At 51.8% G+C, this 13,074-nt stretch carries 21 protein-coding genes and 1 tRNA gene; 18 read left to right on the top strand and 4 right to left on the bottom strand.

Annotated elements, in window-relative coordinates:
- Positions 1–11 precede the first annotated feature (11 nt).
- The 15 genes from WG31_RS09390 (at position 12) to WG31_RS09455 (ending at position 5,472) form a co-directional block, all read left to right on the top strand.
- Positions 12–374, top strand: a complete 363-nt coding sequence (locus WG31_RS09390) for a helix-turn-helix domain-containing protein (RefSeq protein ID WP_063354356.1) — start codon at positions 12–14, stop codon at positions 372–374.
- A gap of 83 nt (positions 375–457) precedes the next feature.
- On the top strand, positions 458–802 hold the full coding sequence (locus tag WG31_RS09395) for a hypothetical protein (RefSeq protein WP_063354357.1): 345 nt from the start codon (positions 458–460) through the stop codon (positions 800–802).
- The gene (locus WG31_RS09400; protein WP_063354358.1) at positions 799–1,056 is read left to right on the top strand and encodes a hypothetical protein; all 258 of its coding nucleotides are present in this window, start codon (positions 799–801) and stop codon (positions 1,054–1,056) included. Before WG31_RS09395 ends, WG31_RS09400 begins: the two co-directional genes overlap by 4 nt.
- Positions 1,053–1,283: a hypothetical protein gene (locus tag WG31_RS09405; RefSeq protein ID WP_063354359.1), complete on the top strand. Its 231-nt coding sequence runs from the start codon at positions 1,053–1,055 to the stop codon at positions 1,281–1,283. The genes WG31_RS09400 and WG31_RS09405 overlap by 4 nt, the downstream gene beginning before the upstream one ends.
- Complete coding sequence (locus WG31_RS09410; RefSeq protein WP_063354360.1) at positions 1,280–1,621, top strand: hypothetical protein; 342 nt, start codon at positions 1,280–1,282, stop codon at positions 1,619–1,621. Before WG31_RS09405 ends, WG31_RS09410 begins: the two co-directional genes overlap by 4 nt.
- A 92-nt stretch (positions 1,622–1,713) precedes the next feature.
- Entirely contained in the window at positions 1,714–2,004 is a 291-nt protein-coding gene (locus WG31_RS09415; RefSeq protein WP_245191492.1) for a helix-turn-helix domain-containing protein, read from the top strand.
- A complete protein-coding gene (locus WG31_RS09420; RefSeq protein ID WP_063354362.1) occupies positions 2,001–2,207 on the top strand; it encodes a helix-turn-helix transcriptional regulator in 207 nt (68 codons plus the stop codon). Before WG31_RS09415 ends, WG31_RS09420 begins: the two co-directional genes overlap by 4 nt.
- Positions 2,204–3,031 carry a hypothetical protein gene (locus WG31_RS09425; protein WP_063354363.1) on the top strand — a complete coding sequence of 276 codons (828 nt, stop codon included), beginning with the start codon at positions 2,204–2,206 and terminating at the stop codon, positions 3,029–3,031. The genes WG31_RS09420 and WG31_RS09425 overlap by 4 nt, the downstream gene beginning before the upstream one ends.
- Complete coding sequence (locus tag WG31_RS09430) at positions 3,028–3,462, top strand: hypothetical protein (RefSeq protein ID WP_063354364.1); 435 nt, start codon at positions 3,028–3,030, stop codon at positions 3,460–3,462. Before WG31_RS09425 ends, WG31_RS09430 begins: the two co-directional genes overlap by 4 nt.
- Before the next feature lie 162 nt (positions 3,463–3,624).
- On the top strand, positions 3,625–3,993 hold the full coding sequence (locus tag WG31_RS09435; protein ID WP_063354365.1) for a hypothetical protein: 369 nt from the start codon (positions 3,625–3,627) through the stop codon (positions 3,991–3,993).
- Positions 3,990–4,160 (top strand): hypothetical protein, encoded by a 171-nt coding sequence (locus tag WG31_RS15535; protein WP_157884522.1) that lies wholly within the window; start codon positions 3,990–3,992, stop codon positions 4,158–4,160. Before WG31_RS09435 ends, WG31_RS15535 begins: the two co-directional genes overlap by 4 nt.
- Positions 4,157–4,399, top strand: a complete 243-nt coding sequence (locus tag WG31_RS09440; protein ID WP_063354366.1) for a hypothetical protein — start codon at positions 4,157–4,159, stop codon at positions 4,397–4,399. Before WG31_RS15535 ends, WG31_RS09440 begins: the two co-directional genes overlap by 4 nt.
- Positions 4,396–4,740 (top strand): hypothetical protein, encoded by a 345-nt coding sequence (locus tag WG31_RS09445; RefSeq protein ID WP_063354367.1) that lies wholly within the window; start codon positions 4,396–4,398, stop codon positions 4,738–4,740. The genes WG31_RS09440 and WG31_RS09445 overlap by 4 nt, the downstream gene beginning before the upstream one ends.
- Complete coding sequence (locus WG31_RS09450) at positions 4,740–4,979, top strand: hypothetical protein (protein ID WP_063354368.1); 240 nt, start codon at positions 4,740–4,742, stop codon at positions 4,977–4,979. Before WG31_RS09445 ends, WG31_RS09450 begins: the two co-directional genes overlap by 1 nt.
- The gene (locus WG31_RS09455) at positions 4,972–5,472 is read left to right on the top strand and encodes a hypothetical protein (RefSeq protein ID WP_063354369.1); all 501 of its coding nucleotides are present in this window, start codon (positions 4,972–4,974) and stop codon (positions 5,470–5,472) included. Before WG31_RS09450 ends, WG31_RS09455 begins: the two co-directional genes overlap by 8 nt.
- A 259-nt stretch (positions 5,473–5,731) precedes the next feature.
- On the opposite strand, the gene WG31_RS09465 is transcribed toward WG31_RS09455, so the two are convergent.
- Together WG31_RS09465 and WG31_RS09470 are read right to left on the bottom strand one after the other, a co-directional pair.
- Positions 5,732–6,964: a tyrosine-type recombinase/integrase gene (locus WG31_RS09465; protein WP_063354371.1), complete on the bottom strand. Its 1,233-nt coding sequence runs from the start codon at positions 6,962–6,964 to the stop codon at positions 5,732–5,734.
- Positions 6,965–7,125: 161 nt separating this feature from the next.
- Positions 7,126–7,215, bottom strand: a tRNA-Ser gene (locus WG31_RS09470).
- A 159-nt stretch (positions 7,216–7,374) separates the two neighbouring features.
- Here WG31_RS09470 and efp point away from each other — a divergent pair.
- The 3 genes from efp to WG31_RS09485 all read left to right on the top strand — a co-directional run bounded on the left by efp (position 7,375) and on the right by WG31_RS09485 (position 11,907).
- Positions 7,375–7,941: an elongation factor P gene (efp, locus tag WG31_RS09475; protein WP_003625750.1), complete on the top strand. Its 567-nt coding sequence runs from the start codon at positions 7,375–7,377 to the stop codon at positions 7,939–7,941.
- 45 nt (positions 7,942–7,986) lie between these two features.
- Positions 7,987–8,817 (top strand): inositol monophosphatase family protein, encoded by an 831-nt coding sequence (locus WG31_RS09480; protein ID WP_081461451.1) that lies wholly within the window; start codon positions 7,987–7,989, stop codon positions 8,815–8,817.
- 111 nt (positions 8,818–8,928) lie between these two features.
- On the top strand, positions 8,929–11,907 hold the full coding sequence (locus tag WG31_RS09485; RefSeq protein WP_193562053.1) for an ATP-dependent DNA helicase: 2,979 nt from the start codon (positions 8,929–8,931) through the stop codon (positions 11,905–11,907).
- Between the two features lie 18 nt (positions 11,908–11,925).
- On the opposite strand, the gene WG31_RS09490 is transcribed toward WG31_RS09485, so the two are convergent.
- Together WG31_RS09490 and WG31_RS09495 are read right to left on the bottom strand one after the other, a co-directional pair.
- Positions 11,926–12,129, bottom strand: coding sequence for a cold-shock protein (locus tag WG31_RS09490; protein ID WP_003625755.1), 204 nt, complete (start codon positions 12,127–12,129; stop codon positions 11,926–11,928).
- Positions 12,130–12,272: 143 nt separating this feature from the next.
- Positions 12,273–12,941: a dienelactone hydrolase family protein gene (locus tag WG31_RS09495; protein ID WP_063354372.1), complete on the bottom strand. Its 669-nt coding sequence runs from the start codon at positions 12,939–12,941 to the stop codon at positions 12,273–12,275.
- Between the last annotated feature and the right edge of the window lie 133 nt (positions 12,942–13,074).

A 13,074-nucleotide genomic window follows, 5' to 3' on the forward strand; every position in this document is an offset into this window, starting at 1 on the left:
ATCAGACAATCATGAGCACGAAACCCAGCAAAAAGCTGCCCCCAACCTCTAAAGCAATCGCTATGGGGCAGCGAATGAGAACACAAAGAGAACTTTTAGGGTTTACTCAGGCAAAACTTGCAAGCATTATTGGCGTTTCAGAGAACGCCATAACACAATATGAATCCGGGCGTTCCTCTCCTAGGAGGGAGCGTTTAGCAGCGCTTGCACAAGCATTGGGAAAGTCCATAGGATGGCTATTAACCGGCAACGAGCCAGAAGAGGAAGTGAAAGCGCAGACCGTTGCGGAAAAAGACATCCTCAAGGCAGTTCGCGATTTACCCCCAGAACAGCAGGACTTTATCCTGAAAATGGTTCAAGGCTTAAAAAAATAACTTAGTAGCGGTAAGTTTTTTCTTGCCCCAAAACATTACCGCTACTAAGGTTTCTCCATCACAACTCGTGGTGGAGAAACAACATGCCGCCTACACAGGCACAGCAAACAGATCGGTACCAGTTCTCAGCAGATGAGATCCGGAATATCGAAAGTATTGTCCGGCGCGTAGTTAATGGCTCTAAGGCCTCTAGCGTAGCCTCCCGCAACAATATTTACGATAAAACCAAGCGTTTGCTGCGTGTATGCCATGCCCGCGTGTGCCAGCTAGATCTGGCAGCCATGGTTGATGCAGATCTCCAGATAGTTCTGGAGGATCTGGGCACCCTGCGGCGCAACCTAAACCCCGCTACAGCGCATATAGATTACGGCACGCGCCTGCACTTTGCCCTCAACACGGCTTACCGCAGTAAAAGGCAGGCAGCATGAACGCTATCCCCTGCCCAGCACATCGCATCCCTTGCCAGATCTTTAACGTGCCAAAGCACAAGATCATTCTCATTCGTGCGCAGGCAGATGCTCTTCTTGCCCATGCGCATTCTCTGGAATCCTTCCGCCGCGCATGTGCCGATAGCAACAATTCATACGGCGCAGAGGCATGGGCTTACCTTGCTGGCCAAGCACGCCTGCAAGCCGAGCTGCTCTACACCCGCGCTAATATCATCGAAAGCTACATCAAATGACCAACCAAACATTCCAAGCTGCCCGCACACAGTTGGAGCAGCTCATCCACAACAATGTGGGAGGACAGGAAAAGCTGACCATGCTTGCCCTGGTAAAAGATATGGCAACCGCAATGGAAGCCGAGCAGGACATTGCAGATGCCGCCTGCCGCATAGGCTACGCCAAACGCCGCACACCCCTAGCACGCGTGCAGGATTTCATTCTGGGTGAAGTGAGGGCTGCATGATGACAAATAAAGAAAAAGCGCTTTTTGATCTGGATCGCACATATGCTGAGTTCAAAAAACTTATCCAGTCTGCCCCTGAAAACGCTCGGTTCAGCGTGGCCGCAGTTGCCACAGAAATAGAAGATGGTGGCTATAGACCTACCATATCTATATTTGGAGATACACCCGGCGATATTGTTTTGGCTGCTGCAACTGTATTTGGTTTTTCTTCTGGCCTGTCTACACAATTCAAAAATCCAGAGGATTTTGTAGAGATTGTAAATTCTGGAATTCAATGTGGAACAGGCGAATTTTCTAACAGAAAGGTGGATGCGCCATGCTCCGCAACCAAACACTAGGCTGCCACCATGCACAACCCTGCCCCCACCCAGCGTCTAGTTATTCTGTGGTTTGTTCTGTCGGTTATCGGCATATGCGGAAATACGTTCTTATGGCTGCACAGATAGATCTGGAGCAGATCCTCGGCACCTACGCACCACCACCACAGGTAGAAGCGCCAAAACGCATCAGGAATGATAAATGCTTGGGATTTCGCATCCGCCAACGCCGCCACGAACTGCGCATGAGCTTGGAACAGCTAGGCCACGCCATAGGCTGCACCTACCAGCAGATACAGAAGTATGAAACCGGCAAAAACGCCATAAAGGCAACACTTCTGCCTACATTCGCCACTGCACTGGACGTACCACTGACATGGTTTTTTGAGGGATTAGAGGCATGAGCACAACAGAAGCCACAGAAAAATTCCTGACCCGCAAAGAGGTTCTGGAAACCGTAAAGGTGGGCACTTCCACCCTGTACCGCTGGATGGAACAAAACCGCTTCCCGCGCCCCCTCAAATTTACAGCAGGTTGCGTGCGCTGGAAGGAAAGCGCCGTAAAAAACTGGATTTCTGCACAAGAAGAAATGAGGGCAGTGGCATGACCGAAAAAAACTATCTGCGGAACGATCTAGACACACACGTCATGACCGAAAGCAGAAGCCGCAGCTTCAACTTCCGCAGAGCAGATGGCTCCAGTTTTTACTTTTTCAAAATAACATGGAGCGCAGGTGTTATCAGCATTACAGGCGATATGGGAGAACTGATGCTTGAGCACTGGAATGCCATGCCTACGTTTGAAAGCGCAGTGCGCTGGGCAGCTAATGCAGAACTTCAATATCTTCTAGGCAAGAGCAATGTATCAGAAGAATATGATGGTGAAGAAACAGCAAGAGACATTATTAGACATGCCAATCATGAAGTAATAGAAGCGCTAAATGGACAATTCTGGGGCAGAGAGCGCCGCAGTGATGGCATGCGCCAGATTGCGCAAAAAATCAGAAAAGGGATGTTAGAAAAGGAAGATTTAGAGGATTACGATATCTATTCGTTTTCCAAGAATGCAAGAGAAACCATTCCCACATATTGTGACATTCCAGAACGATACTGGGGATTTTGTGAAGTGTGGAATGGCTGGATAGAACTGTGGAAAGCGCTGGAAGACTTTGGGCGGTTTCGTGAATGGTCAGATGACAGCTTAAAAAACATCCTCAATTCGTCATATCGCAGGGAAATGCGAAAGGCCGTAGAAGAAGCCTGCTCCACAGAGATGGGCGCCATAGATCTGTTTAACCACACAGATTATGACGACTACCCAATTAGGCGCGACTATTCATTTACAAATTATCGCCTAGTAGCCGCCATACGCTGGGCATGCCAGCGTTTAATTGCTGCGGATGTTGTGCCTGCTGAAAGGAAAGCAGCATGACCGCCCCCACAAACTGGCCTGACCCAAATCGCCCCGGCGTTCCGATGTTCCCTGAGCGGGATGGGTGGCATTGGCTGTCAAACGGGCCGAATGACAGCCCATTCCCAGCAGAATGGACCCATGAAGATTACTGCGATGCAGAAACCGAATGGTTTTGGGATATGGGCGAAGAGCGAGAAGATGCCAATGAAATGAAGGGGATTTATTATCATGGCCCATGTCAGCTTCCCGGCGCAGAGGATAAAGCCACTCGCATTGCCCTAAACAATATCCGCACCCTCACGGAACAGGCGCGAAAGAATATCGCGGTAACGTTAGGCGCACGGAAGATGGCAAAGGCAATTTTCCCCACCCTCGCTGAGATTGACAGGCAAGTTGACGCTGTTCGCGCACGGAATAGCGGGAACACCCGCGCAGGAGAGAAGGCGTGAAACATGAAAAATATTGCCGCGGCTGCGGATCATCAGAAACAAATCGGATTGCCGCTCTTGCACGCGGAGCAGTGAATTGCTGCCCAGACCGGGGCATAAATGACGTAATCGAAAATAAGCACGGCATACCCGCTACATCTGCTGACCCGGAGACGTGGAAAAATGACTGATACCAACTGGCCCGACCCAAATCGCCCCGGTGTGCCGATGTTCCATGAGCGGGATGGGTGGCATGTCATGGAGGGTAGAGTAGCAGGACAGACTGCCCTTACTCACTGGAACGGCAGAGAGTGGGGCGGCGGAGAACAGGTGCGCGCCCTCAATACCTCGCCAGAATGGTACCGATATGTTGGCCCCGTCCTTACCCCCACGCAGATAAACGAGATGCTGGCGGCGGAGCGGGAGCGCATCAAAAGTATGGTTGTTCGCGCGTGCAATGCGGGAAATATTATCAATGTTTTACAACGGGACATGCTTATCGCGGGCATAGACTCAGAAACGGCCATCCGCAACCTAGGAGCCGCGTCATGACATCTCGCGAATACGCCGAATATCAACGGCTCATGGATCTGCCATTTGAGCTGCGCACCGATGAAACCGAAGGAAAATTGGCGCATTTTTTAGACTATTTTGATGGTTTGCGTGATGATTTTCCTCCGTGTGAAGGATCCGCAACCGACACGGAGACAGCGCCATGATCTATTTTCTGTGGACATGGTACGCCACCGCACTGTGGATTTTAGCGGCGGTTATAGACGATAAAGCGGAAATGAAAGCAGCATTTATAGGGGTAATATTGGGGCCATTTCTTTTTCCCGTGGTTTGCATATTACACGTATATATCAGCGAAAAACGCAAATGGGAAATCAGTAATTGGTATCGTGATAATTGGCCTCCAAGAGAATATGAAATCCTAACAGGAGAAACCGCGCCATGAGAACGAGAGAGGAGCAGATTAACGAACTCGTTGACGCACTAAAAAAGCCTGTGTGTCGCCCAGATTATTCCATAGAAATCCTAAAAATGTGGATAGAATCACATATCAGAGAAGCAGAACTACGCATACGAACGGAGATCGGGCGCGATAGTGAGCGGTTGGATTTTCTGGGTAGTGGTTGTTGCGATGTGCGGTTTAGAGCAGAGCCAATCGCAGACACCGGAGATGCAGATACCTATTGCGATATTATAGAGCACTACATGGCCGATCCAAAAGAACGCGTTATCGGTAGTTCTGACACAATCAGGGCAGCCATCGACGCAGCGCGGAAGGTGGGGTAATGGCAAATCCTGACCTATTCGGTTTCAAAAAACCCAGAGCGCCACGCCGTTTTTTAGCTCATATGATTGATGTGGGGATTGGTGATTGCATTCCCCACGACAGAAATATGACGCAGATTGCTCAGTTCAAATGCCATAAATGCGGCTGGGAAAGCGATTGGGTATGGATGGAAAATGTCACAGCCGTAAAGCGCGGCATACCTTGCGAAAACTGCAATCAGGAAAATAAAAATGACTGACCCACGGATTGAGGCGGCAGTTGAAGCCGCGTGGAGCAATACATTCCAATTTAAAGAGGGCATATCTTTCCCCCAATATCAAAACAAAAGTCCAGAGGCTGCCGCAGAGTTTCACAAAGCGATTACGCTCGCCCTCGCAGCAGCAGACGCAGCGGCTTGGAGGCCGATTGAGACGGCTCCACAGGACGGAACTGTTATTGAGATATTCCAAGGGAATCATGATGGATGGCAGGGAATAGGAATTGCAACTGCCCAATACTGGAGCGCAGAAAAATTAGCGGAGCTAGACGGCTCATCTAATCCAGATGATTACGAAGGGGGATGGTTTCTGGCTACTAATTACTGGGGTGCCGCATCAGACGAAACGCGTCCATGGTTGTGGCGACCGCTCATGCCGCCACGGCTAGACCAGCAAGAATCGGCTCTGCAACAATTGTCTCAATCATATCGGATTGATCCTTACCCTAAACAAGCAGAAGATCTGCCAATATGACATACATTGCTGCTTCATGGATACTATTAGGCATAGCACAAGTATTTATCATTCTAGTTTATGAAAGAACTATGTGCTGGAAAGATGTGGCCGAAATGATAATTGCAATTGCAACAGGTCCGTTTCTTTTCCCAATTAGATTTTTACTTTCCTCCTATTCAAATCATAGACAAAGAAAAATGTTGGAATTTTACAACAATCAATCAGACTCAAAATTTCGGTGATAATATTTGCACATATAGGTTCTGGGCAGCTATCATCAGATCTTAACGGGCCTTCTGTGGGCAGAAACCAATTCATCAACGGTTTTCTGCCCATCTAGTATAAGGCGACTCCATATAGAAGCTAACTCTCGTCGCCTATCAATATATAATGCACGGTTATACGCCGCCGCCACTTTGTCCTTAGATGCATGCGCCAGCATTAACTCAATCACATCATGGTCTAAGGGGAATCGCTCATTCATGTTGCTGGAAAATGTGGAGCGGAATCCATGCGGGACATGCCGCCCATGATATCCAGCACGATTGATCAAATACCCAATTGCATTCTCACTCATAGGCAGTTTAGGGCGTCTGGTATTTGGAAATAAATGAGGCCAACGGCTTGAAAATGGTCTCACAGCCTGAACTACAGCTACGGCCTGCGGGGACAAGGGCACAATATGCTCCCGGCTCATTTTCATGCGTTCCGCAGGGATAACCCAAACAGGATCCTGCGAATCCAATCCGTGAAACTCATCCCACATTGCTGCTCGCACCTCACCCGGTCGCACAGCCGTCAGATACAATAGCCGAAATGCCAGCAACGTAACAGGATGCGCCACGCAACTTTCTACGTGCGCAATCATCTCACGCGCCTGCTCTAGGTCGGTGATGGCAGGCTGCCGGTTGCGTATTACAGGGCGCAAAGCAGGTTTAACAATTCCGGCCGGATCCGTATCAGCTCTCTCTGTTGCTATGGCATGCACAAAAACATCGCTCATACGCTGGCGGATCCTGTGCGCTGTTTCTATGGCTCCTCGATCCTCAATGCCTTTTAATATATGCAGCACAACCCGAGGTGTAATTTGCCCTGGCGGCAAATGTCCTATGTGCGGAAATACATCGCGCTCTAGGCTGTGGATTACATCGTGAGCATGCCGAGGACGCCACAAATCTTTTCTCTGCTCGTACCACTCCCTAGCAACTGCCTCAAAGTTGTCTTTCTGTTGGGGCTCAGCCAACAGGTGAGTAATTTTCCCCGCCTTATTCGGGTCTATCCCCTGCCGAAGCAAATCTTTAGCATTGTCACGCAGCATGCGTGCCTCACGCAAGCCTACAGATGGATATGGCCCCAACGTAAGTGTTTGTTCTTTCCCATCAATCCGGTAACGCAAGCGCCAGAACTTCTTTCCGGTAGGCATTACATGCACAAACAGCCCCTCACTATCCGAAAGGCGATATGCCCTCTCTTCTGCTTTGGCTGTCTTGACCTTGGTATCTGTCAGCATGATCGCGTTACCCACACATCCCGAAAATCTTACCCACACGTTACCCACATTTACGTGGGAATGGTTGGAATAAAAAGAGAACGATTGGGAACACAAAAACCCTATACACGGCAGTTTTGCAAGGGTTTTGGGAATGATTGGTAACTATTGAGAAGCGTGGTTGGCGGATGGGGTGGGATTCGAACCCACGGTACGGTTCCCCGCACGCTGGTTTTCAAGACCAGTTCCTTAAACCACTCGGACACCCATCCTCATGTCATCCATCTGAGGACCTGCCGCCTTATAAACAGGATATGGCCACCCTGTCCAGCGGGAGAAAACACGATATATCAAGTGCAGCAAACTTGCTCTTCGTGCGTCAGGCTTGTACAAGCCCCATCCTTAATAGACATTCCTTTCAGGGACGAATTATGAAACAGCAGGCAAACCTGATCCGCGCCGGTCAGGTGATTGAGCATGATGGCCGCCGCTGGACGGTGCTGAAGCAGCAGATCATCACCCCCGGCAAGGGCGGAGCCTTTATTCAGGTTGAAATGCGCGACCTGAAAACCGGCAATAAAACCAACGAACGCTGGCGGACCGCTGATAGCGTTGAACGCCTGATGACGGAAGACAAGGAATACCTGTATTCCTACACCGATGGCGAACTGCTGGTTCTGATGGACCCAGAAACCTATGACCAACTGACAGTTCCTGTGGATCTTCTGGGTGATCAGGCCCCGTTCATTCAGGATAACATGACCATCAACCTGCATCTGGTTGAAGGTGACCCGGTGGGTATTGATCTGCCACCGCAGGTTACGCTGGAAGTTGTGGAAGCAGATCCGGTTGTAAAAGGCCAGACAGCCTCTTCCTCCTACAAACCTGCAAAACTTTCCAATGGTGTAAAAACCATGGTGCCGCCCTTTATTGAATCGGGTGAACGTATTGTGGTTCGGACGGAAGACGGTTCCTACGTCGAACGCGCCAAAGACTAATCCCTTCCGTTTTTCTCTCCAGAGCAGGACAAAACTACAGTGGCCATGCGTCTCTCCCCCGTCATGATGGTGATGCAAACAGCAGCCCAGAAGGCAGCCAAGCGTCTCCTGCGCGATTTTAATGAAGTCGAGCAGCTTCAAGTCAGCATCAAAGGGCCGGGAGACTTTGTTTCCCAAGCTGATCTGCGCGCAGAACAGACCCTGCGGGAAGAGCTTGAACGCGCCCGCCCCGGCTATGCCTTCTTTATGGAAGAATCCGGTAAATCTGGCAGCGATAACTGGACATGGCGTTGGGTGGTAGATCCGCTGGATGGCACCACCAACTTCCTGCATGGTATTCCGCACTGGGCTATTTCCATTGGCTTGCAGCGCCGCCTGCCAGATGGGCGTATCGAACTGGCAGCAGGGCTGGTTTATAACCCGGCTGCGGGTGAAATGTTCTGGGCAGAAAAAGGCACCGGCGCCTATCTGAACGAACGGCGTATCCGTGTATCCGCACGGCGTGACATGCAGGAATCTCTGTTTGCTACTGGCATTCCATTCGCCAAAGTGCCTGCGCGTATGCGTCTGCCATTTGCGCGCGTGCTGGGTTCTCTTATGCCGCGCGTAGCCGGTGTGCGTCGCTTCGGTGCCGCAGCGCTGGATCTGGCATGGGTAGCTGCCGGGCGTTACGAAGGTTACTGGGAATTCGGCATTAAACCGTGGGATTGTGCTGCTGGCGCCCTTATCGTGCGTGAAGCTGGCGGCCAGGCAACAGACCCCGCAGGCGTTGATCTGGATGATCTACCTGATGATGTCATGATTGTTGCGGGTAACGGCAATCTGCACAGCAAACTTCTGGAAGTGGTGGCAGATAGCCTTAAAGACGGCAACTAACTTTTCTGCCCCAGATTACCACCTAAAAAGCCTGCCTCATTCTGATGAGGTGGGCTTTTTTGTTCTTCATATGTTGCTTTTTGATTTCTAGCTCTGGCATTCCGCGCCGGAATGGATCATCTAGTATTTATCATGCAGACATCCTTCCCCTCCGCTTACGATGCCCCAGCACTGGTTGCATATAAGGGAGCCTATTCCCTTCTTACGGAAGATGGAGAGGTTCTCCATTTGTCTGCGCAGGATGTTAAGCAAAACCTGCAAAACATGCCTTGCCCGCTTGTTATCCATGCGCCCGCACTGGCGCGGCGGCTAGATTTACCCCATCCGGGGCAGCCTGCCCCGTGGCTGGATCTGTTAGAACTGTTTGCCTTTGTGCACCCAGCCACATCTGTTGCCCCTACCCCACGCGGGTTAGCACTGGCCTTGGGAATGCAAGATGAGGATATAGGCGCCGCAGAAGCCGATCTACTCCCTCGCCTTCTTTCTCTACTGCTCACCAATCTGGCGCGCCAGAACAATGGTACAACAGCAGAACATCTTGCTGCCCTGACTTTACGGCTTGGCCAAGCAGGATGGATCTGGAGCGGTACAGTTGCCGAAACCTTAGGGCTGCATGAAAAACTAACGCCGCAAGGCAAATTGCCCGAAACCATGCTGCAACCAGGGGATGCGCTGCGTATCTGGCGTTTTTTGCCAAAATGGGAGGAAACGCCTCTTCCCCCGCCTCCTGCGTCTCACCCTATTTCCCCTGTAGAGGCGCGCGAGCAGCTTACCAAGATGCTGGGCGAAGATGCCGAAATCCGCACTGGGCAAGCCGACTTTGCATCCGTTGCCACAGGGGCTTTTGAGCCACGTAATGTGCGTGGAGACCCCGCCATTGTGCTGGCAGAAGCTGGTACAGGAACAGGCAAAACCTTAGGTTACATTGCCCCTGCCAGCCTTTGGGCCGAGCGGAATAAAGGGGCCGTTTGGGTCAGCACCTATACGCGCCACCTGCAACGCCAGATTGAACAAGAAACTCGCAGGCTCTACCCGGATCAAACCACACACCGGCAGCGCGTTGTATTGCGCAAAGGGCGGGAAAACTATCTGTGCCTGCTGAATATGGAAGAAGCTGTTAATACTGCATCCTCTCGCCCTGCGGGTATTACCATTGCCCTTATCATGCTGGCCCGCTGGGGCTTAGCCACCGCAGACGGAGACCTATTTGGAGGAGACTTGCCCGGCTGGTTTGGGGATCTGTTCGGCCAAGGGAATCTGATAGGCGTAGCAGACAGACGCGGCGAATGTATTCACGGTGCATGTGCCCATTACCAGCATTGTTTTGTTGAACATTCCATCCGCCGCGCGCGCGAAGCAGATCTGGTGATTGCCAACCACGCTCTCGTTATGGCGCAGGCCGCCTACGCACAGGCTGGCATGAGCGATGATGCCGATGAAACGGATGATCCCTCGGCTCCATCCCGCTATGTATTTGATGAAGGCCACCATCTAGCCGATGCCGCAGATAGTGCCTTTTCGGCCGAGCTTTCCGGGCTGGAAGCAGCCGAGTTACGGCGTTGGCTCCTAGGTGCAGAAGGTAGGCGCTCCCGCGCGCGCGGCTTAAAACGGCGCTTGGATGATCTGGTTGTGGGCCACCCAAAACTAGAAACACCTTTGGAAGCCGCCCTTATGGCAGCAACAGCACTTCCTGCTCCCGGCTGGTCTTCACGCTTAGGGCAAGAACAGGCGGATGAACCCCCGCCGCCTGAACCTCCAGAAGATATCGGGCTCTTTCCGCTTGAACCAGAAGCGCCTCAACCGGTTTTGGAAAACCCCACAGAAGTTTTTCTGCGGCTCCTGCGCCAACAAGCGCTTGCCAGAACACAGGAAGGTGGAAAACAGCACGTTTATGCAGCCCTTGAATGTGATCTGCACCCTTTGGTGCCAGACTTGGCAGAAGCCGGACATCTTCTGGCCCGCGCCTTAACGCGCCTTGTTGAACCTTTACGCACCTTGGTGGAACGCCTGCACGCCCGCCTGGAAGAAGATGCCGAAACGCTGGATTCCACAACACGCGGGCGCATAGAGGCCATGACACGCGCCTTGCGCCGTAGGGCTATCTCTCGGCTAGATGCGTGGATTGCCATGCTGAGCGCACTAGACACACCACCTGAGCCCGATACCACCCCTTCGCACGTGCACTTCATCCGGGTTGAGCGGCGCGAAAAACAGAGAATGGGGGAGCAGGATGTGGGCCTCTATCGCCACTGGCTAGACCCCACCATTCCATTTGCTGGCATCATGGCCATACCTGCGCAGGGTATGCTGATTACATCTGCCACCTTACGTGATCAGCAGACCAATGAACCGGATAGCGATAACGCAGAACAGGCGTGGGAAGCCGCTGAAGCACGCACTGGGGCCAATCACTTCCCCTCCCCACCTCTGCGTGCCAGCTTGGCCAGCCCGTTTGATTATGCCCGCCAGACACGCGCCTATATTGTAACAGACATAGACAACAGCAGCATTGTGGATCTGGCAGCCGCATTTCGCACGCTTTTCTTGGCATCCGGCGGTGGGGGATTGGGGCTTTTCACGGCCATTTCCCGTTTGCGCGGTGTGTACGATCGCATTGCCCCAACATTGGAAGAAAACGGTCTCCCGCTCTACGCCCAGCATGTAGATGCGATGGACAACAATACGTTGGTAGATATTTTCCGTACAGAAGAACACGCTTGCCTGTTAGGCACTGATGCCATGCGAGATGGTGTAGATGTGCCCGGCAATGCGCTACGACTGGTAGTTTTTGAACGTGTGCCGTGGCCGCGGCCAGATATTCTGCACCGTGAACGCCGTATTCACCTTTCTGGAGGTGACCCGAAATCTTTTGATGAACGAATTGCACGCCTGAGGTTACGTCAGGCCTTTGGTCGGCTTATTCGCCGCCAGTCTGATCGGGGGGTATTTGTCCTGTTAGACAGGCGCACCCCTACCCGCTTGCTCAGCGCGTTTCCCGAAGGCGTAGAAGTTCGTCGCCTTGGGTTGGCAGACACAGCACGGGAACTTGCTGCCTTTTTAGCAGATACAGAAAGGGCCGATCAAAACTGATCGGCCCTACCTGAAAAATCAATCTACTTTCAGATTGGTTGCAGCCTGCTTGCCGCGTTCTTCAACCAGATCGAAAGAAACTTTCTGTCCGTCATTCAGGCCACGCAAACCCGCTGCCTGCACTGCGGTAATATGTACGAACACATCTTTACCGCCATCATCTGGGGCAATAAAGCCATAACCCTTGGTGGCGTTAAACCATTTTACTGTACCGGTCGGCATGAGCGGGATAGTCCTTGTTCTTCTCAACGTTTTGTCCTGCTGCACACCGTGTGCGGTTCAGGATATACCCCATCCCCCCATGACCAGCCACAATTGTCAATCATAATTCGATAATAGGCCATGACGAGGACAGGAAAATAACACTACGGATTCATATTGCTTTTCAGGAAATTAATGCTGCGTTCCTGCGCTTCCTGATAAGCTTTGGCATTAAAAGAGCTTCTTTCTGGGCAACCAAAGCCGTGCCCTGCATCGTCGTACACGTAAAGTTCAACTTCCGGGCGCGCCTGTCGAATGGCTGCAATATCAGTATGCGGAATACTTGTATCCTGTTCACCGAAATGCAGCTCTACGGGGCAACGCGGAGTCTCATTCCGGCTGGCGGCAATACCTGCCCCATACCAGCCAACAGCGGCTGCAAAGTCATCCGTTCTACATGCAGCTTCCCACGCCAATGTACCACCCCAGCAATAGCCGATAATGCCCACCTTACGCGGCTTGAACACTGAGGCGGCTGCCTGAATATCCAACAGTGTTTTAGCAAGCGGAATTTGCGCCCGCAGCGCCTTACCTTTTTCCACGCTTGCTGTGGAATAATCCAGCTCTACCCCACGTTGCACGCGGTCAAACAAAGCTGGCGCAATAACGTGGAATCCGGCCTTGGCAAAGTTTTCGCAAACCTGCCGGATATGGTGGTTCACCCCAAAAATTTCCTGAAGCACCACGAGTGTGTAAGGATGATGGCTACCTTCGGTTTCCCACGCGGAAAATTCATGTCCATCCGCAGCCTGAAGTGTAGTGATATGACCCATGCGAGCACCTCCTATCTGCTCTTACGTTACAGCAAAAAGAAACTTTATCCACATTCCTTGACTCTGCCTTTGGCCAGACCTATCTCCTTTTCTGGCACTCCCGGGGTGGGAGTGCTAACGTAACGCGGCGTTA

The organism is Acetobacter oryzifermentans (assembly GCF_001628715.1).
Taxonomy (GTDB): domain Bacteria; phylum Pseudomonadota; class Alphaproteobacteria; order Acetobacterales; family Acetobacteraceae; genus Acetobacter; species Acetobacter oryzifermentans.